Source organism: Enterococcus sp. HMSC061C05, from assembly GCF_001814765.1.
Classification (GTDB): domain Bacteria; phylum Bacillota; class Bacilli; order Lactobacillales; family Enterococcaceae; genus Enterococcus_B; species Enterococcus_B lactis.
The window spans coordinates 170,998-190,614 of the sequence record NZ_KV817761.1; the positions used below are offsets into that span (position 1 = coordinate 170,998).

Consider the following 19,617-nt stretch of genomic DNA (forward strand, 5'->3'; position numbering starts at 1 on the left):
CGATAGCAGTTGTCTTTTTAGTTACAATACTTTTTTCTCATAAGATGAAATATCCATATTGTTTAACAAAGGACTTTCATTATTGGATGTAAAAAGTGTCAATTCATGCATCGCACGTGTACACATGGTGTAAAGGATCAATTTGTCTTGTTGAGAAGAAAAATGATCTGCATCTACATCCCACAAGAAAACTCGGTCAAACTCCAGACCTTTTGCTAAAAAGGCCGGAAGTAAAATAATGGAACGCTTCATAAAATCACTCTCATTTAAAATCAGCTGGACTTGTTGTTTCAACTCGTCTGGCAGTTGAGCATAAAGAGTCTCGCATTCTTCTTGGGTTTTAGCAATGATTGCTGTACGCCAATACCGGGCTTTTCCCTGAGTCGTTCGAATGGTATCTGCTAACCAATTCAGTTTGACATCATCAGTTGTTCCTTGGATGAGCAAAGGCAAATCGCCTTTTCTTGCTGTAGTCTCTACTTGATGTTCTTTTGCAATAAAGTGATTAGCAAAATCAGTGATTTCTTTTGTGGAACGATAGCTTGTCGTTAATTGGAAACGGGTGACTTCACGGTCCACGAAAAGTTCTTCCAATGATCCCACAATCGTTTCATTTCCAAAGACATTTTGATTTAGATCTCCACAGAAAGTCAAATTTGCTTTTGGGAACAAGGCTTGCAACAATGCGACTTGTGATGGTGCGAAATCCTGCATTTCATCAATAAAGATATAGCGAGCTTTGTGTGTGACCGTCACCGGATACGTTCGGCGCATCAGTAAAAAGAATAGGACAGCATCCTCTTGGGGCAACTCTCTTTGACGCAAATGTGTACGAATAGTTGCTAAATGTTCTTGCCATCTGGTCTCGCTGATTTTATGCCGTGTCAGAAGAGAAAGTGGCACAGTTTGTAAAAAGTGGAGATATTGTTTCGTTATATTGACAAATTGATAATTCATGATTCCTCGATGAATTCGACGGAATCGTTTACGTACGATTTGGTTAGCCAGTTTTTTACGTAAGGAACGCTCCTTTTGTTCTGTATATTCAAGATTAGGATCTGTTGCATATAGTTCTTGGAGCTGCTCTTCCGCGAGATCTTTGACCCATTGCTGACGTGTTTCATCTTTTTGCAGACCGCCTAATTTTTTCAGTAGTTTCGTTTGTAATAGAGAGAGTCTGTGGTGCAAGGGAAGTTGTTCATTTGTTTCTTTATACCATTGGCGAATCGATTCCTTTGATAGGATCGTACGGCCATTTATTTTCATATCACGGAACAAGGGACCGTAGCTTGTGATGCTTTGGATATAGCGATCAATCTGATCCACTAAGGTCAATCCGCTTTTCATCACTTGTATCGGATCTTTTTCGCCTAGCAAAAAACCACTTTCCTGTTGCTGTTCGTCTAATAAAGAAAACTCTGGCAACAGCTGTGAAATATAATTTTTGAATGTTTGTGTAGGCACACCGCTTTCACCTAATGAAGGCAATACAGTCGAGATATAATCAGAAAACAAATGGTTTGGTGAAAATAGAAGCACGTTTTCTGCCTCTAGCCATTTGCGATTATGATACAACAGAAAAGCAATACGTTGAAGCAGAGCAGACGTTTTTCCGCTTCCGGCGATTCCTTCAATCAGCATCACTTTACTTGTTGTGTCCCGAATGATTGCATTTTGTGCTTTTTGTATCGTAGAGACGATATTTTTCATATGGTTGCTTGATGCTTCGTCCAATATCTCTAGCAAAAAGTCATCGTTGATTACTTCCGACGTATCTACCATAGATAAAATACGTCCTTCTTGGATTTTAAATTGTCGTTTCAACTGCAGATCGACATCTATTCTATCTGTTTCAGTTTCATAAAATGCGGGACCAATCTCACCTTCATAATAAAGGTTGGCAATTGGTGCGCGCCAGTCAATAACGATTGTTTCTTCTGCTAGATCTCTTAAAGAAGCGATACCTAGATACAATGTTTCTGTTTCACGGTCTTCTTTAAAATCGATACGGGCAAAGTAAGGACTGTCTTTCATAACAGACAACGTTTGTAGGCGTTTTTGCTGCGCCTCAAGAGTATGATATTTTAAAAGCAATTCTTGCTCATGTTGGCGATATTCAACAGCAGATTCATAAAAAGCTTCATTGGAACCAGCTCGAATCTTGTGATTAGCTGTGTCTTTTGTCGAATGATTCATTTCTTGAGTCAATTCTCGTTGTTTTGTATCCAGCATATTTTGTTCGATCTGGATTAGTTCGATCGTTTCATCCACGTGCGTTTGTTCTAGTTGTTTCTCATTCATCACATGTTTGCTCCTTCCGCCGTAAATAACGAATTAAAAGTATAGCACAGTTTTTCGAAAAAAGGTACTTTTTAACGGATGAATCGAAAAAAGTCCTCTTTGCTCGATAGATTCGTTTGTCGGACTGGCGACTATTGGAAACGCTGATAGTGATAGTTGTTTTCAATTAAGGCCTATTGTTTTAAAAAGTGTTAAGCAAGGACTATGCTTAAGAGAAAGAGAGGCAATTGAAGATGGATGACTAACCTCTAAGTCACAAAAAAGAGGAGAAGAAACTATGACACATTTTAAAAAATTTTTACTTACTTTATTTATTGGCGGAGTAGCTTTGTTAAGTGAATTTGTTTTCCATCAGCCGGGACTTGCTTTTATGATTGTTGCATTTACTGGAGGGATTCTCGCCTTCTTGATGTTTTTGGAAATGATCAAAACATTGCGTTCAGGAAAATATGGTGTAGATATATTAGCGATTACCGCAATCCTTGCAACATTAGCCGTCAAAGAATATTGGGCTAGTTTGATGATATTGATCATGCTTACAGGTGGAGATAGTCTAGAAGATTACGCGAATAAACGAGCAGGTAAAGAATTGCAATCTTTATTAGACAACACCCCAAGAATCGCCCATCGATTCAAAGAAGGAAGATGGCAGGATATAGTAATTGATGAAATAAATGTGGATGATCAGCTGCTAGTCAAGCCTGGCGAGCTTGTACCAGTTGATGGTCGAGTGATCAAAGGAGAATCATCAGTCGATGAATCTTCTTTGACAGGAGAGTCTCGTCCAGAAACAAAGAAACCTGGAGATCAGATCATGTCTGGGTCTTTAAATGGAGACGGATCAATCCAAATGATTGCTGAAAAACGTGCTGCAGATAGCCAATATCAAATGATCATTAAATTAGTCGAAGAATCAAAAGAAAAACCTGCCCGATTCGTCCGTTTAGCTGATCGTTATGCGGTTCCCTTTACATTGATCGCATATTTGATTGGCGGTATTTCTTGGTGGTTCTCAAAAGATCCTTTGCGTTTTGCAGAAGTATTGGTCGTAGCATCGCCTTGTCCATTGATTTTAGCTGCGCCGATCGCTTTAGTTGCTGGGATGAGCCGTTCAAGTAAAAACGGGATTGTTGTTAAAACTGGAACAACGATTGAAAAGCTCGCACGTACAAAAACGATTGCTTTTGATAAAACAGGAACGCTTACCAAAGGAATATTAGAAGTAGAGGCGATTCAACCAGTCAATGGAATGAAAAAAGAAGAGCTACTTATGTATGCAGCAAGTGCAGAACAGGAATCTAGCCATATCTTAGCTCGTTCGTTAGTGAACAACGTGAAAAACAGCCAACTGTATCCTGTTAGTCAACTGAAAGAAGTGACAGGTCAAGGAATCCAAGCAGTAGTCAATAATCATGACGTAAAGATTGGACGCGCTTCTTTTGTTTCAGTGGAAGAAATCGAGACTTCTGAAACAGCAATCTATGTAGCCATTGATCAATCCTTTGCAGGAACCATCCTATTTTCGGATCAGATTCGCTCAGAAGCAGCAAGGACAATCAAAGAGCTAAGAAATCTTGGTGTGAAAAATTTGATGATGATTACCGGAGATGGATCAGCCATTGCTCAAGCGATTGCAGAGGAAGTCAAATTAGATTCTGTACATGCTCATTGCTTGCCTCAAGACAAATTGACTATTTTAGAACGTATCCCTAAAGATCAACGACCTGTGGCGATGATAGGAGACGGTGTGAATGACGCACCAGCACTTGCTGCTGCAGATATCGGCATTGCAATGGGCGCTCATGGTTCTACAGCTGCTAGTGAAAGTGCAGATGCGGTCATCTTGAAAGATGATCTTTTGCGTGTAGCAAAAGCAGTAGTGATCTCAAAAGATACGATGAGAATAGCGAAACAATCTGTACTGATTGGCATCTTTATTTGTATTTTTTTGATGTTAATAGCAAGTACGGGTCTGATTCCTGCGTTATTCGGAGCTGTTTTGCAAGAAGTCGTGGATACGGTCTCTATCCTGAGTGCGCTGAGAGCAAAAAAAGACCCAGCCATTTTTCCGGATTCAGTACCCAAGACAAACATAGTATGATAGAATCGAGATGAAAAAAGAACGATCAGAAAGAGGAGAGAACATTATGCCATTCGTACATGTCGAATTAGTAGAAGGTCGCAGTCCGGAACAATTAGAAAATATGATGAAAGATATCACGGAAGCTGTTCATAAAAACACGCAAGCACCAAAAGAACACATCCATGTCATCATCAACGAGATGAAAAAAGGAACATACGGTGTAAATGGGGAATGGAAAAAATAAGTTTGGTTTCACACTTGATTTTTCTATTTATTAGTGGTTAAATAAACACATAATTGATTGATGAGAAAGCCAACTGAATTTGAGAGTCTTCGATAAGAGAGGAAAAGCTAGGCTGAAACTTTTCCAGGAGAAAACCAAAGGATGACCACTTTCGAAACCCTTGTTGAAGCAAGGGCGGTCGGACCGTTACAACGTTTGAGGAACGCATGTGCGTTTGAACATTAGGTGGAACCACGAACTTTTCGTCCTAGTATCTCTTTTCAAGAGATGCTAGGATTTTTTTGTTTTTCAGCTTGATGATCTGATCAATCAAAACATTTCAAGGAGGAAACTATTATGATAAAAATTACTTTTCCAGATGGTGCAGTCAAAGAATTTGAGACTGGAACAACAACATTGGCAATCGCTGAAAGTATTTCAAAAAGCTTAGCAAAAAAAGCTTTAGCTGGTAAAGTGAACGGCAAACTTATTGATTTGACTCGTCCAATCGAGGAAGATGCAAGTATTGAGATCGTCACACCAGACCATGAAGATGCACTTGGATTAGTCCGACATTCAGCAGCTCATTTGATGGCTCAAGCCATGCGCCGCCTCTATCCAAATATCCACTTTGGTGTTGGGCCAGCTATTGATTCAGGGTTTTACTATGATACAGACAATGGACAAAATCAAGTAACTGCAGAAGATCTTCCCGCAATCGAAGCAGAGATGATGAAAATCGTCAAAGAAAATCTGCCAATCGAACGCCGTGTTCTTTCGAAACAAGAAGCATTAGAAATTTTTGCAAGTGACCCGTACAAAGTAGAACTGATTAGTGAATTGCCAGAAGAAGAAGTGATTACTGCCTATCAACAAGGTGAATTCATCGATTTGTGCCGTGGACCACATGTTCCGTCTACTGGTCGTATACAAGTATTCAAATTATTATCAGTGGCAGGTGCTTACTGGCGTGGAAACTCAAACAATCAAATGATGCAACGAGTTTACGGAACAGCCTTTTTTGATAAAAAAGCTTTGAAAGAATATATCCGTCTGCGTGAAGAAGCAAAAGAAAGAGATCATCGTAAACTAGGGAAAGAACTTGACTTGTTTATGGTTTCTCCAGAAGTTGGTTCTGGTTTGCCATTCTGGCTTCCAAAAGGGGCAACAATCCGACGTACGATCGAACGTTATATCGTAGACAAAGAAGTTAGTCTAGGTTACCAACATGTGTATACACCGATTATGGGAGATGTTGAGTTGTACAAAACATCTGGACACTGGGATCATTATCAAGAAGACATGTTCCCGCCAATGGATATGGGAGATGGCGAAATGCTTGTTCTTCGTCCAATGAACTGCCCTCATCACATGATGGTCTACAAAAACGCCATCCATTCTTACCGTGAATTACCAATTCGTATCGCTGAATTAGGAATGATGCACCGCTATGAAAAATCAGGTGCTTTGTCAGGTTTACAACGTGTACGAGAAATGACGTTGAACGATGGTCATACATTTGTTCGTCCTGACCAAATCAAAGATGAATTTAAGCGTACGCTTGAATTGATGGTCGCAGTATATGCTGACTTCAATATTACAGATTATCGTTTCCGCTTAAGCTACCGCGATCCAAACAATACAGATAAATATTTTGATGATGATGCAATGTGGGAAAAAGCCCAAGCAATGCTGAAAGCTGCTATGGATGAATTAGAGCTAGATTACTTTGAAGCAGAAGGTGAAGCAGCCTTTTACGGACCAAAATTAGATGTCCAAGTCAAAACAGCTCTTGGGACAGAAGAAACATTGTCAACTATACAATTAGACTTCTTATTGCCGGAACGTTTTGATTTGACATATGTTGGAGAAGATGGGGAAAATACGCATCGTCCAGTGGTTATCCACCGCGGAATCGTTTCTACGATGGAACGTTTTGTCGCCTATTTGACAGAAGTATACAAAGGCGCTTTTCCAACATGGCTAGCACCAATACAAGCGACAATCATCCCTGTTTCTGTTGATGCACATGGCGATTATGCTTATGAAATCAAAGAACGCTTGCAAATGAAAGGTTTACGTGTAGAAGTCGATGACCGCAATGAAAAAATGGGCTATAAGATTCGTGCCTCTCAAACACAAAAAATTCCTTACCAATTAGTTGTCGGTGATAAAGAATTGGAAGATGCAACAGTGAATGTACGTCGTTACGGAAGCAAAGAAACGGCTGTAGAAGATTTGAATATCTTTATTGATGCTATGGAAGCAGAAGTCAAAAATTACAGCAGAGAAAACAAATAGATAAATCATCTATAAAAAAGCACTAAATAAAAAACAATCCAAACAATAGAGAACAGATATTCTACAATCCCACAGATGGTCAATAGAATTTGTGGGATTGATGGAATGAGCTATCCTATTGTGCGGATTGTTTTTTTGTTTTTTTATCCAGTACACGACCGTTAACAAGGAACTGATATGGTATACTTACATAGACGATTATTAAAAGGATGGAGGAACTTATGAGCGTAATTAGTCGTATTGAAAGTATGATGGAAGATTATTCTTCAGCAGAAAAAAAGTTGGCCAACTACATTATTGGAAATATTGAGAAGGTCCCCACAATGACAGCTAATGAATTAGCGGAGGCTTCAGGTTTGAGTGCGCCGACAGTTGTACGTTTTTCAAAAAAAATCGGGTTTCAAAGTTTGACAGACTTCAAAATCACGATTTCAACAGAATTACAGACTGGAATCGATGAAGGATTTAGCGATATCGAAGCAAATGAGTCCTTTTACTCTATCAAAAACAAACTTGGGAACAATGCGCAAGTAGCGATAAAAGAAACAGTAGATATTCTGGAAGAAGAAACGATCCAAAAAGTCGTAGAATGTTTGGAATCGGCTGAGTCTGTTTTTTTATATGGTGTTGGTGCCTCTTCTTTAGTGGTAGAAGACATTCTGCAAAAATGGTCTCGTGTCGGTAAGCCAATCATTTTTGAAAAAGATATCCATGTCTTGCTCCCACAACTTGTCAGCAATGAGAAGAAGAAAGTACTTTGGCTTGTTTCGAACTCAGGGAGAAGCGCAGATGTAGTTGCATTAGCTGAGCTAGCAAAAAATATGAATATCGAGATCATTGCGTTGACGCAATTTGGAAATAACCCACTTAGCAAGATAGCCGATGTACTCGTACAAACATCAAGACCAAAAGAAATCACCAATCGAAGTGCGGCAACCAATTCACTTTTGGCCCAATTCGCTACGATTGATATCATTTTTTATTTTTATATGGCTAAAAACGAATCACTTAGTGAAAAAGTGAAAAAAACAAGAGAAGCAATCCAAGACTATTTTATGGATTCAAAATAAAAAAACTAAATTTACCTTACTATTTTTGATATAAGTTTTTTTAGAATAACAACTTATAGTTTTCCACAAAGAAATGTTCTATTAAAGTGTTTCACGACTTTAGAAAGCATAATTTTCAAAAATAAGTTTAGTTTTTAATGAAAAAAATAGTTGGATATGCAACTTCAGAGGTTTGCTGTGAAACAAAAAGTTGATTTTATCTTGAAATTAGGTAAAGAATTTCTTGCTCCGCTCATTTTTTCTTTTTTATTAAGAAGTTTTTGGGTACAATGAAGCATGAATGTAAATAGGCGGAAGGATAGGAAATGATGAAAGATTTTATGAAAAAAATAGTAAATACTTCTTGGATAGAAAAAATAAGAAAAGGGGCACAAGAGCCTAAAAACAAAACGTTTCGCCGGTCGCATGTTCCTTTTCGCTTAAATTTTCTTTTTTTCATTATATTTACGTTATTTGTTGCGTTGATTGCTCGATTGGGCTATTTGCAGATCGTGAATGGTGAAGAGATGGAAGCGCGAGTGAAATCTACTTCTACGATTACAGTCCAAGAAAGTACCCCTCGTGGAATGATCTACGATTCCACAGGAAAAGCGTTAGTCACAAATAAAGCGAATCAGGCAATCACCTATACGAGGGGCACACAAGTGACGGCTAAAGACCTACTTGAAATCGCAACGAAGCTGAACTCGCTGATTGATGTGCCGGCAGATGAAAATCTGACAGATAGAGATAAAAAAGATTTTTGGCTGGCTGATCCGGAACATTTGAAGGAAGCCACAAAAAGACTTTCGGCAAAAGAAAAGCAATTAGGAAACAGCGAACAATACAGCGCGATGGTCAATAAAGTAACAGATGATGAGATCAACTTAAACGAGGAACAATTAAAGATCGCTACCATCTTTAAACGGATGAACAGTGCATATGAATTAAACACGGTCTATATCAAGAACTCTGGTGTTACTGACCAAGAATTAGCTGTTGTGGCGGAACGTGCTTCTGAGCTTCCAGGAGTTTCGACAGGCACAGACTGGACACGCGAATATAACGCAGCAGATTCACTGAAAAGTATTTTAGGTAGTGTGACGACTGAAAAACAAGGTCTTCCGGCAGATGAAGCAGAGAAGTATTTAGCAAAAGGGTATTCTCGAAATGATCGTGTGGGACAAAGTTATTTGGAAAAACAATATGAAGATGTCCTACAAGGAACCAAAACCCAATATGAAGTTTCTCTTGATAATGAAGGCAATGTTTCGAATCAAAAAGAAATCTTCTCTGGGGAAAAAGGTTCTAATTTAATGTTATCGATGAATGCAGAATTCCAATCGAAAGTAGAAGAAATCTTAAAAAGAAATTATCAAACATTGATCAATAACGGTAAAGCACAGTACTCGCCTGGTGCTTATGCAGTAGCCATGAATCCTCAGACAGGAGAAGTGTTAGCCATGACTGGTTTCAGTCATGAGCAAGGTTCCAAGGAAATCACCGAGAATGCTTTGGGCACAATCACTAGCGCTTTTGCTCCAGGGTCTGTAGTCAAGGCCGGTACTTTGACAGCAGGTTGGGCAAGTAACGCGATCAGCGGAAATCAAGTGTTGATTGATGAACCGATTCGTCTACAAGGTGCTTCAGAAAAAAGCTCTGTCTTTAACCGAAACGGACAAGTTGCTCTTGATGCAGTCAAAGCATTGGAATTGTCTTCTAATACGTATATGATCAAAGTGGCATTAAAGATGCTAGGGCTAGACTATACTCCTGGAATGGGACTACCTAGTTTAGACGAAGAAGCTAAAGCTTATCAACAATTGAGAGATTCTTTCAAAGAGTTTGGTCTTGGTACAACGACTGGGATCGATTTGCCGAATGAATCTCCTGGGATTTCACGCTCTGTTGAGTATATGAAGAAGTTCAATGCGGATAATGGCAAAGAATGGTATACTCCAGGTAACTTTACCGATTTGGCATTTGGACAGTTTGACACATATACACCGATCCAATTAGCTCAATATGCTTCAACAGTCGCTAATGGCGGGAAACGAGTACAGCCTCACCTAGTCAAAGCAATCTATGGCAATGACGAAAATGGGAATTTGGGTGAAGTGAAAAAAGAAATTGGCACGACAGTAGAAAATACGGTCAATATATCTGCAGAAAATATGGCAATCCTCCGTGAAGGATTCCATCAGGTTGTTCATGGTACCGACCCTTACACAACAGCTAAACCATTAGCCAGTGCGAAAATGGACCTTTCTGCAAAAACAGGGACTGCAGAAACGGTTGCGGAAGGTCACCCAGATATTACGACAGTCAATAGTAATATTGTGGCATACGGACCAACAGACAATCCGGAAATCGCAATCAGTGTTGTCTTGCCGAACTTATTAGATGAACAAGACCACATGAACTTGACGATTGCTAAAGAAATAATGGACGCGTATTATGATATGTTCATGGCAAAATAAAAAAGAGGTCGTGAAAAAGCCGCTTAGTTTCGAGTAGTAAGAAAAATTTTGTGAAAATAGCTTCTCACATTTTTGCTTAAAATTGACTTCATACCGAGAAACTGGCTTTTGAACACCGTTTAAGGAAGAGGTTGTGAAATTAGCGCCCTGACCTGAGTATTAGAGAAACAAAACGGCAAAATAGCTTCTCATATTTTGCCGTTTTTGAGCTAATACCGAAGGACAGCTGATTGAGCACCGTTTACTCGGCAAAAAAGGTTGTGACAAAAATTGTCACAACCTTTTTTAGTGGAATCTAATTCTCTATTGTAGTTTAAGTAATTTTTCCAGATAAACAGCTAAACCGTCTTCTTGATTGCTCAAAGGAGTGACATCATTTGCGATGCCTTTGAGCTGATCAGTACCATTAGCCATAGCCACTCCCCATCCTGCATAATCCAGCAGTTCCAAATCGTTATGCTCATCACCAAAAGCAATCACGTCTTGTTGATCAATCGATAGGTAGTTAGCAATCTCTTTCACACCTTTTGCTTTTTGGATTCCTTTTGAAACAATCTCTAAGATCGCCGTGGGACCGCCCCATGTACGAACATCCACATAACTGCCAAATTGACGTGTTAATTCAGCAGATACAGCTTCTGCAAAACGCTTGTCTGTTCGGACAAGCAAAGATGTAGGATTTGTCGTCAGATTTTTAGGAGAAAGCAAGTTTTTCTCTCCAGGACGTGAAGAAGCAAAAATTTTTTCATCAAAGAAGTCAAAGCTGTCGATAAAAAAAGTATCCCGATTTTCAGCAGCGATAAAGTCTAGATTCAATTGTTTTTTTTGCGATAAGATTTCAAAAGCAATTTCACGATTAATCAATGTTTCTCTTTCGCCATCCCAATGTTGATTAGGGATATGCACCAGTGCGCCGTTAAAATTAACCATCGGTGTTGTTAACTCTAATTGTTGGTAAAATTGATGGCTCATTCGAAATGGGCGTCCAGTAGCGATACTGACATGATGACCAGCATTGATTGCTTTTTTCAGGGTCTCTTTTGTTTTAGAGGTAATCATCGAATCTTGATTGAGGGTGGTTCCGTCCAGATCGATGGCAATTAATTTTTTATTCAATAAAGGTCCTTCCTTCCTCAACTAGCATTTGTTTTAGTCTAGCATATTTTAGGTAATTAACAAGAGCAATCAGTTATTCCTAACAAAAAATACAGTTATGGCTATGTAAATAAATGAATACGAGCTAAACACGAACATTAAGTATTGTTTTCGGTTTTTTTGTTAAAAAAACGTTGAAAAACGAATGAAACGTCTATATAATTTGAAATTGTTCGATGGATTTGCCATATTTTGCATATTTATTATTATTATAGTTTTCCATCAGAAAAAAATTCAGGGAGTGGAACTTTTTATGGAAAAGTTTTTCGGTTTAAAGAAAAACAATACAAATGTATCAACTGAAATAATGGCGGGAGTAACGACATTCTTTGCCATGAGTTATATCTTATTCGTAAATCCGACGATTTTATCAGCATCAGGTATGCCGTTCCAAGCAGTATTTCTAGCCACAATCATTGCATCAATCATTGGTACGCTAGTCATGGGATTGTTCGCGAATGTCCCATATGCTCAGGCACCTGGTATGGGATTGAACGCATTTTTCACTTTTACGGTCGTTTTCGGGCTTGGCTATTCTTGGCAACAAGCCCTGGCAATGGTTTTTATTTGCGGATTAATCAATATTTTTATTACTGTTACAAATATCCGAAAGATGATCATTCGGGCGATTCCTGAAAGTCTTCAACATGCGATTGGTGGCGGGATCGGTATTTTCGTTGCGTATGTCGGGATCAAAAATGCAGGATTCTTATCTTTTTCAGCAGACCAATCTGCTATTTCGAGTTCTGTCGTTGAAGGTGGAAAAGCAACAAATGTTACGATAAATGGCGGAATTGTTCCCGCGTTAGCCAATTTTGACAACGCACCTATCTTGTTAGCCGTGATTGGTTTGGTACTGACAGCTATTTTAGTTGTAAAAAACGTCCGTGGTGCTATTCTTATCGGTATCGTAGCGACCACAGTCCTTGGGATTTTTATGGGTGTTGTTGATTTAAGTTCCATTGATTGGCAAACGAATTCGTTAGGCAATTCATTTAAAGAATTAGGAACAACGTTCGGTGCAGCATTTGGTTCTGAAGGAATGCAATCTTTATTCAGTGATTCTTCCAAGATCCCTCAAGTATTGATGACAATCATCGCATTCAGTTTATCTGATACATTCGATACGATCGGAACATTTATCGGTACAGGACGCCGCACAGGTATTTTCTCAAAAGAGGACGAGATCGCATTGGAAGATGGTCGCGGGTTCAAAACAAAAATGGATAAAGCGCTATTTGCCGATGCAATCGCTACTTCCGTAGGTGCTATCTTTGGTACATCGAATACAACAACTTATGTCGAATCTGCAGCTGGGATCGGGGCCGGTGGACGTACTGGTTTGACTTCAGTAGTAGTGGCAGTGCTATTCGCATTAAGTAGTTTGTTCTCCCCGCTGATCGCTATCGTACCAAATCAAGCAACTGCGCCAGCACTGATTTTGGTCGGGGTAATGATGATGGCTTCTTTTGCAGACATCAAATGGCTAGATATGGAAGAAGCTTTACCAGCCTTCTTTGCATCGATCTTTATGGGATTGTGCTATAGCATTTCTTATGGGATTGCAGCAGGATTTATTTTCTATACAATTGTCAAAGTAATCAAAGGAAAATTCAATGAAGTTTCTGTTGCTTTGTGGATTGTTGATATTTTATTCATCATCAACTTCATCATTCTAGCAACGATTTAAATAAAGAGAAGGGATTGGAACAGCATTTGTTCTGGTCTCTTTTTGTTTTACATAAAAAGAACGTTACATATAAAATGATCTTTGCGGGATTTTTCTCTTTTTACTAGCGAGATCGTTGCTTGTTTATTCGAAAATAGGTATGATAAAAGAGACGAAAGAGGGATGATAGATGGAGATTAATTGGAGAAAAAATTTAGTGATTGCGTGGATTGGCTGTTTTTTCACTGGTGCAAGTATTAGTTTAGTTATGCCATTCATACCAGTTTATGTTGAGCAACTAGGAACACCAAAAGATCAAATCGAATTGTTTTCGGGACTAGCAATCTCTGTTACTGCTTTTGCATCTGCCGTGGTTGCACCAATCTGGGGAAATCTAGCTGATCGAAAAGGTCGAAAACTCATGATGATCCGTGCAGCAGCTGGGATGACGTTGACGATGGGTTCTTTAGCTTTTGTGCCGAACGCGTATTGGCTTTTGATCATGCGTTTTTGGAACGGGATTTTGTCTGGGTATATTCCAAATGCAACAGCAATGATTGCTTCACAAGCGCCTAGAGAAAAGAGCGGATGGGCGTTAGGAACATTATCCACCGGAGCGATTGCTGGGAATCTGATCGGACCTTCAATGGGTGGTGCATTGGCTCAGTGGTTTGGTATGGAAAATGTATTCTTGATCACAGGGGCTTTGTTGATGATCACAACGGTGCTGACCATCTTCTTAGTCAAAGAAGATTTCCATCCAATCGAGAAAAAGGATCTGATAAGCACCAAAGAAATTTTTTCAAAAATGGATCATCTCTCTATTTTGATTGGTCTCTTCATCACGACCTTGATTTTACAGATAGGGATCACTACGATCAGCCCTATTTTGACCTTATATATTCGTGAATTAAGCGGAAGTACAGAAAATATCCTGTTTGTCAGCGGCTTGATTGTTTCGATAGCTGGTGTTTCTGCAGTCTTTTCTTCACCAAAACTAGGAAAACTAGGGGATAAGATTGGGAATCAAAAAGTTTTAATTGGCGGACTCATCTTATCATTTTGCTGTTATTTGCCCATGGCGTTTGTCACGACACCACTCCAATTAGGTATACTTCGTTTTATTTTAGGCTTTTCAACTGGTGCTTTGATGCCTTCTGTCAATACACTGATCAGTAAGATCACGCCACAAGAAGGGGTTAGCCGAATCTATAGCTATAATCAGATGTTCAGTAACTTTGGACAGGTTCTAGGACCCATGCTGGGGTCGACAGTTGCGCATGCTTATAATTACAGTGCTGTTTTTATTGTGACAAGTTTATTCGTCCTGTCAAATATTCTTCTTTCTCTATTCAATTTTCGTAAAGTTCTTCGCAGTAGATTATAATAGTGGTGAAAATTGGAAATAAAAAAGAGCTTGAGATATCTCAAGCTCTTGGCTGGTTTTTTACGAATGGGCAGAGGTTTCTTTTCTTGGCGCAACTGCACCAATCAAAAGGATAATGACACCCGCAATTAATGAAATGATTGTTGTCAAAGTAAAATCATATGTTCCGCTTGTTAATGCAGCACCAATATAACCGACTACTTGACCTAGAACGACAGCCCAGAATAATGTAACGATATATCGCATAAAGAACACCTCTTTTCTATCTTAATTTTACCAGATTTTCTTTGAATGTAAAGAAACGAGACTAAATCTCAATAAAATTCGAGTGCTTGTGAAAGAACTCATTCCTACAGACTAGAAGCAAGCAAATGAAGTAGAACAATCAACTTCAGCACTTGTTATTTAATGAAAGTAAAAGGATCAGACCTTTTAACGCTAGTGAATTTTAACGAAAAAAAAGGCGGAATGCAAGATGTTTTTCCCACAACTTTATACAATTACTTCTTATTCTCTTTTACAAAGTACGATCCGTATTCGAGAATATGTACAAGAAGCAAAAAAACAAGGCTACACTTCATTAGCCATAACGGATAAAGATGTCTTATACGGTGCACCTGAATTCTATCGTATTTGTGTAGAAGAAGGAATACAGCCAATCATTGGATTACATCTTAGTTATACTTATGAAGAAAAAAATTATGGTTTGCTTGCGTACGCAAAAGATGAGACAGGTTATCAGCAGCTGATGAAACTTTCCAGTCGAAAAATGATCCAAGAAAAAATGGCACTTGATGATATGATAGAAACCGACCATCTAGTGTTTGTCGTTCCGGCAAATCATTCTGTTTCTGAGGCTTTCAATAAAGAGGAACATTTTTTCAGTCATTGGCAGTTTTTGCTTGAAAATATTTTCGCTAAAGATTTTTATATCGGATTGTCAGAAAATACGCCTGATCAATTGCCTGAATGGTATCAGTATGTGACAAAAGAAAATTATCCGCTTTGTGCATTGCATCCAATCGCTAGTTTACAGCAAGAAGACCTTTTTGCGCTTGAAGTGATGAAGCATATCAAAGAGGGAAGTCAGATGCCTTTAGAAAGTTTATCTGCACCTTTACCATCAGCAAATGGTTACCTGCTTTCAGAACAAGAAATGATCAAACGATTCGAAGAAGCAGGTCTTTCACAAGCTGTAATAGGTGCTCAGCGCTTAGCCGAATCGATTTCATTTGAATTTCAGTTTCATCAGAAATTACTCCCGCATTATCCCGTCCCTCAAGGAAAAAAAGCTGGAGAATATTTAAGAGAGCTATGCTACTCGCAAGTAGAACATCGGATCGTTGATTATACAAAGGAGTACCGAGAACGTTTGGACTATGAGTTATCTGTCATCCATCAAATGGGATTCGATGATTATTTCCTGATCGTATGGGATGTAATGGCTTTTGCTCATAGAAATAAAATCGTTACCGGTGCAGGCCGTGGTTCTGCTGCTGGTTCATTAGTAGCCTATGTGTTAGAAATCACAGATGTGGATCCATTAGAGTATGACTTGCTATTCGAACGATTTTTAAATCCTGAACGTTTTACGATGCCGGATATTGATTTGGATATTCCTGACAACCGACGTGAGGAAGTATTGAATTATGTTCGAGAAAAGTATGGACAATATCACATGGCGCAAATCGCGACATTTGGTACAATGGCTGCAAAAATGGTTCTTAGAGATGCCGCTAGAGTGTTTGGTCTGTCACAAAGTGAAGCAAACCGCTGGTCAAAAGCAATACCAAACCAGCTGAAAATCACATTGCCCCAAGCCTACAAAACATCGCGTCAACTAGTAGAATTAGTTCAGGCAAGCGAAAAAAACCAGCTTTTATTCAAAACCGCAGTGATTTTAGAAGGATTGCCAAGACACGTTTCGACTCACGCAGCAGGGGTAGTTATCAGCGATAGGAATCTACTTGAATTAGTACCGCTCCAACGCGGTTCTGATGAAGCTTTTCTGACCCAGTATACGATGAATGAGGTAGAAGCCATCGGTCTTTTGAAAATGGACTTTCTAGGACTACGCAATTTATCGATTATTGATTTTACTTTAAAGGCTGTTAAGCGAGTAGAAGGGCAGGAAATCCGATTAAAAGAGATTCCATTAAATGATGCAAAAACGCTACTCTTGTTTCAACGAGGCGAAACCTCAGGAGTATTTCAATTTGAATCTGCTGGTATTCGAAACGTTTTACGAAGATTAGGACCAGAAAACATCGAAGATATTGCCGCAGTCAATGCGTTGTATCGTCCAGGCCCTATGCAAAATATCGATACCTTCATTGCCAGAAAAAAAGGAAAAGAAGCTATTCGCTACCCCGATGATTCACTGATCCCGATTTTGAAAAACACATACGGGGTGATTGTCTATCAGGAACAAATCATGCAAATCGCCTCGACTATGGCTGGATTTACATTAGGACAGTCAGATATTTTGAGGCGGGCAGTTAGTAAAAAGAAAAAAGACGTATTAGATGAAGAAAAGTCGCATTTTGTATCAGGAGCATTACAACAAGGATATTCGGAAAAAACAGCAGTGACTGTATATGAATATATTGAAAAATTTGCAAACTATGGATTCAATCGGTCGCATGCATTTGCTTATTCCTTCGTGGGATTCCAAATGGCCTATCTAAAGGCTCATCATCCAGGGGCTTTCTTCACTAGTCTAATGAATTCTGTTCGGCATAACACAACGAAATTGAAAGAATATATTGCTGAAGCACGTAAAAATAAACTCAAACTTTCTTCACCATCCATCAATCAAAGCAATTATAGTTTTGAGTTGGTCAATAAGGAAGAAATCAGATTCGGGCTGACAGCGATAAAAGGCATCCGACGTGATTTTGTAGAAGATGTATTGAATGAAAGAAAACAAAATGGCCCGTTCAAGTCAGTAGATCAATTCCTCATACGGATCGATAAGCGGTGGCTGAAATTAGAGTTGCTGCAATCACTGACAGCAGTAGGCGTTTTTGATGAATTATCTCCTAACAGGAAACAATTGATGCTTGATCTAGAAGGAAAAATCCAAAATATCGTTTACAGTGGTGGCAGTCTAGATTTGCTAGGAATCATGGCATTAAAAGAAGAAGAAGTCGCTGACTATACACTAGAAGAACGACTGAAGCTGGAAGAGGAATACTTAGGTGTTTATTTGTCAGGGCATCCTGCAGAAGGGTTTGACCGGCTTCGTTTAGCTAAACAGGTTCAGCTGATTACAGATATCGTTCCTAATCAACCAGTCAATTTACTATTGATGATAAAGGAAGTTAGAGAGATTCGGACAAAAAAAGGCGAACTGATGGCCTTCGTGGAAGGAACCGATAGTAGCGGAGAAATTTCTGTCACGATTTTTCCAACTCTTTATCGAAAATATCGTAACCTGTTTGCAGTTGATCAAGTGATCTTTGTTCAAGGGCGTAGCGAAATCAGCAAATATAACCAGGAACTACAATTGATTGGAGAAAGCTTTGCTGATCCTCGTCAGTTAGAAACACAGTATCCTTCACAAACGTGCTATTTGCGTATTACAGAAGAACGGGAAGATCCTGAGATAATGAAACAATTACAAGGGATTTTTCAGAAACACCCAGGATATATTCCAGTAATTATGTACCACGAAAAAACACAACGAAAAGTTGTTCTGTCGGATGCTTATTGGGTGGATGACAGCAAGAGTATAAAGGGGCAACTTGTTTCTCTACTTGGCGAAGATAATGTGGTTTTCAAATAACTTACGGTAAAAAATACTACTTGCTTTCATTTTTTTTCATTTTTTTATCCGTAAATCAAGACAAGCGAGAAAAATAATGTTAGAATGTTAGTCGTGGTTAACGCAAAAATGGTTGTAAACCTAAGTTATACTTAGGATAAAGTATTTTAATGAGGTGAATGTTTATTATGAAACGCATCGGAATTTTGACCAGTGGCGGAGACGCACCTGGAATGAATGCAGCTGTTCGTGCCGTTGTTCGTAAAGGTATTTACGAAGGACTGGAAGTATACGGGATCAATTATGGGTTTGCCGGTTTAGTTGCTGGAGATATTCGTCGTCTTGATGTGGCAGATGTAGGTGACAAGATCCAACGTGGTGGTACATTCTTGTATTCTGCACGTTATCCAGAATTTGCAACTGAAGAAGGTCAATTAAAAGGAATCGAACAATTGAAAAAATTCGGGATCGAAGGTCTAGTGGTTATCGGAGGAGACGGTTCTTATCATGGCGCAATGGCTTTGACAAAACGTGGATTCCCAGCAGTAGGTATTCCTGGAACAATCGATAATGATATTCCTGGTACTGACTTCACGATCGGTTTTGATACAGCAATCAATACAGTGCTAGAATCAATTGACCGTATTCGTGACACAGCGACTTCTCATGTTCGTACATTCGTTATCGAAGTAATGGGACGCAATGCAGGTGACATCGCTTTATGGTCAGGTGTGGCTGGCGGAGCAGATGAAATCATCATCCCAGAACATGATTTTGATATGGCTTCAGTTGCTAAAAAAATCCAAGAAGGCCGTGATCGTGGGAAGAAACATTGCTTGATCATCTTGGCTGAAGGTGTAATGGGCGGAAATGAATTCGCTGAAAAACTTTCAGAATTTGGCGACTATCATACACGTGTATCTATCTTGGGACACGTTGTCCGTGGTGGAGCACCAAGCGCACGCGACCGCGTCTTAGCAAGTAAATTCGGTGCTTACGCTGTCGAATTGCTTCAAGAAGGAAAAGGTGGATTATGTGTCGGTATCCATGACAACGAAATCGTTGCAGCTGACATCATTGATACACTAGAAAACAACAAGCATAAACCAGACTTATCATTATATGATCTAAATAATTCACTTTCATTTTAAGAGTGAAAGAAACCAAGCTATTTAAGCTGTGTACAGCTTTAAATAAACAAAA

The 19,617-nt window shown here is 39.1% G+C and carries 12 protein-coding genes; 9 read left to right on the plus strand and 3 right to left on the minus strand.

Translation table 11 applies throughout. The annotated features are described in order from the left end of the window. Positions 1-21 precede the first annotated feature (21 nt). A complete protein-coding gene (gene helD, locus HMPREF2988_RS12925) occupies positions 22-2,301 on the minus strand; it encodes an RNA polymerase recycling motor HelD (RefSeq protein WP_002342240.1) in 2,280 nt (759 codons plus the stop codon). A 277-nt stretch (positions 2,302-2,578) separates the two neighbouring features. Between helD and HMPREF2988_RS12930 the strand changes: the two genes are divergently transcribed. The 5 genes from HMPREF2988_RS12930 (at position 2,579) to HMPREF2988_RS12950 (ending at position 10,437) form a co-directional block, all read left to right on the plus strand. Continuing rightward, entirely contained in the window at positions 2,579-4,402 is a 1,824-nt protein-coding gene (locus HMPREF2988_RS12930; protein WP_070770767.1) for a heavy metal translocating P-type ATPase, read from the plus strand. A 46-nt stretch (positions 4,403-4,448) separates the two neighbouring features. After that, positions 4,449-4,628: a 2-hydroxymuconate tautomerase gene (locus tag HMPREF2988_RS12935; RefSeq protein ID WP_002287649.1), complete on the plus strand. Its 180-nt coding sequence runs from the start codon at positions 4,449-4,451 to the stop codon at positions 4,626-4,628. A gap of 336 nt (positions 4,629-4,964) precedes the next feature. Next, complete coding sequence (gene thrS / locus HMPREF2988_RS12940) at positions 4,965-6,908, plus strand: threonine--tRNA ligase (RefSeq protein WP_070770768.1); 1,944 nt, start codon at positions 4,965-4,967, stop codon at positions 6,906-6,908. Positions 6,909-7,129: 221 nt separating this feature from the next. After that, the gene (locus tag HMPREF2988_RS12945) at positions 7,130-7,978 is read left to right on the plus strand and encodes a MurR/RpiR family transcriptional regulator (protein ID WP_002290869.1); all 849 of its coding nucleotides are present in this window, start codon (positions 7,130-7,132) and stop codon (positions 7,976-7,978) included. 305 nt (positions 7,979-8,283) lie between these two features. After that, a complete protein-coding gene (locus HMPREF2988_RS12950) occupies positions 8,284-10,437 on the plus strand; it encodes a peptidoglycan D,D-transpeptidase FtsI family protein (RefSeq protein ID WP_002341286.1) in 2,154 nt (717 codons plus the stop codon). Between the two features lie 303 nt (positions 10,438-10,740). Here the strand turns inward: HMPREF2988_RS12950 and HMPREF2988_RS12955 are convergent, their stop codons facing one another. Next, the gene (locus HMPREF2988_RS12955) at positions 10,741-11,553 is read right to left on the minus strand and encodes a Cof-type HAD-IIB family hydrolase (RefSeq protein ID WP_070770769.1); all 813 of its coding nucleotides are present in this window, start codon (positions 11,551-11,553) and stop codon (positions 10,741-10,743) included. A 292-nt stretch (positions 11,554-11,845) separates the two neighbouring features. Between HMPREF2988_RS12955 and HMPREF2988_RS12960 the strand changes: the two genes are divergently transcribed. Further along, the gene (locus HMPREF2988_RS12960) at positions 11,846-13,282 is read left to right on the plus strand and encodes an NCS2 family permease (RefSeq protein ID WP_002310391.1); all 1,437 of its coding nucleotides are present in this window, start codon (positions 11,846-11,848) and stop codon (positions 13,280-13,282) included. A gap of 169 nt (positions 13,283-13,451) precedes the next feature. Beyond that, the gene (locus tag HMPREF2988_RS12965; protein ID WP_002290958.1) at positions 13,452-14,648 is read left to right on the plus strand and encodes a multidrug efflux MFS transporter; all 1,197 of its coding nucleotides are present in this window, start codon (positions 13,452-13,454) and stop codon (positions 14,646-14,648) included. Between the two features lie 60 nt (positions 14,649-14,708). Here the strand turns inward: HMPREF2988_RS12965 and HMPREF2988_RS12970 are convergent, their stop codons facing one another. Continuing rightward, positions 14,709-14,894: a YjzD family protein gene (locus tag HMPREF2988_RS12970; protein WP_002290959.1), complete on the minus strand. Its 186-nt coding sequence runs from the start codon at positions 14,892-14,894 to the stop codon at positions 14,709-14,711. 229 nt (positions 14,895-15,123) lie between these two features. On the opposite strand from HMPREF2988_RS12970, the gene dnaE reads away from it, so the two are divergent. After that, positions 15,124-18,435, plus strand: a complete 3,312-nt coding sequence (dnaE, locus tag HMPREF2988_RS12975; RefSeq protein WP_070770770.1) for a DNA polymerase III subunit alpha — start codon at positions 15,124-15,126, stop codon at positions 18,433-18,435. 167 nt (positions 18,436-18,602) lie between these two features. Then, positions 18,603-19,565, plus strand: coding sequence for a 6-phosphofructokinase (gene pfkA / locus HMPREF2988_RS12980; RefSeq protein WP_002310395.1), 963 nt, complete (start codon positions 18,603-18,605; stop codon positions 19,563-19,565). Positions 19,566-19,617: the final 52 nt, after the last annotated feature.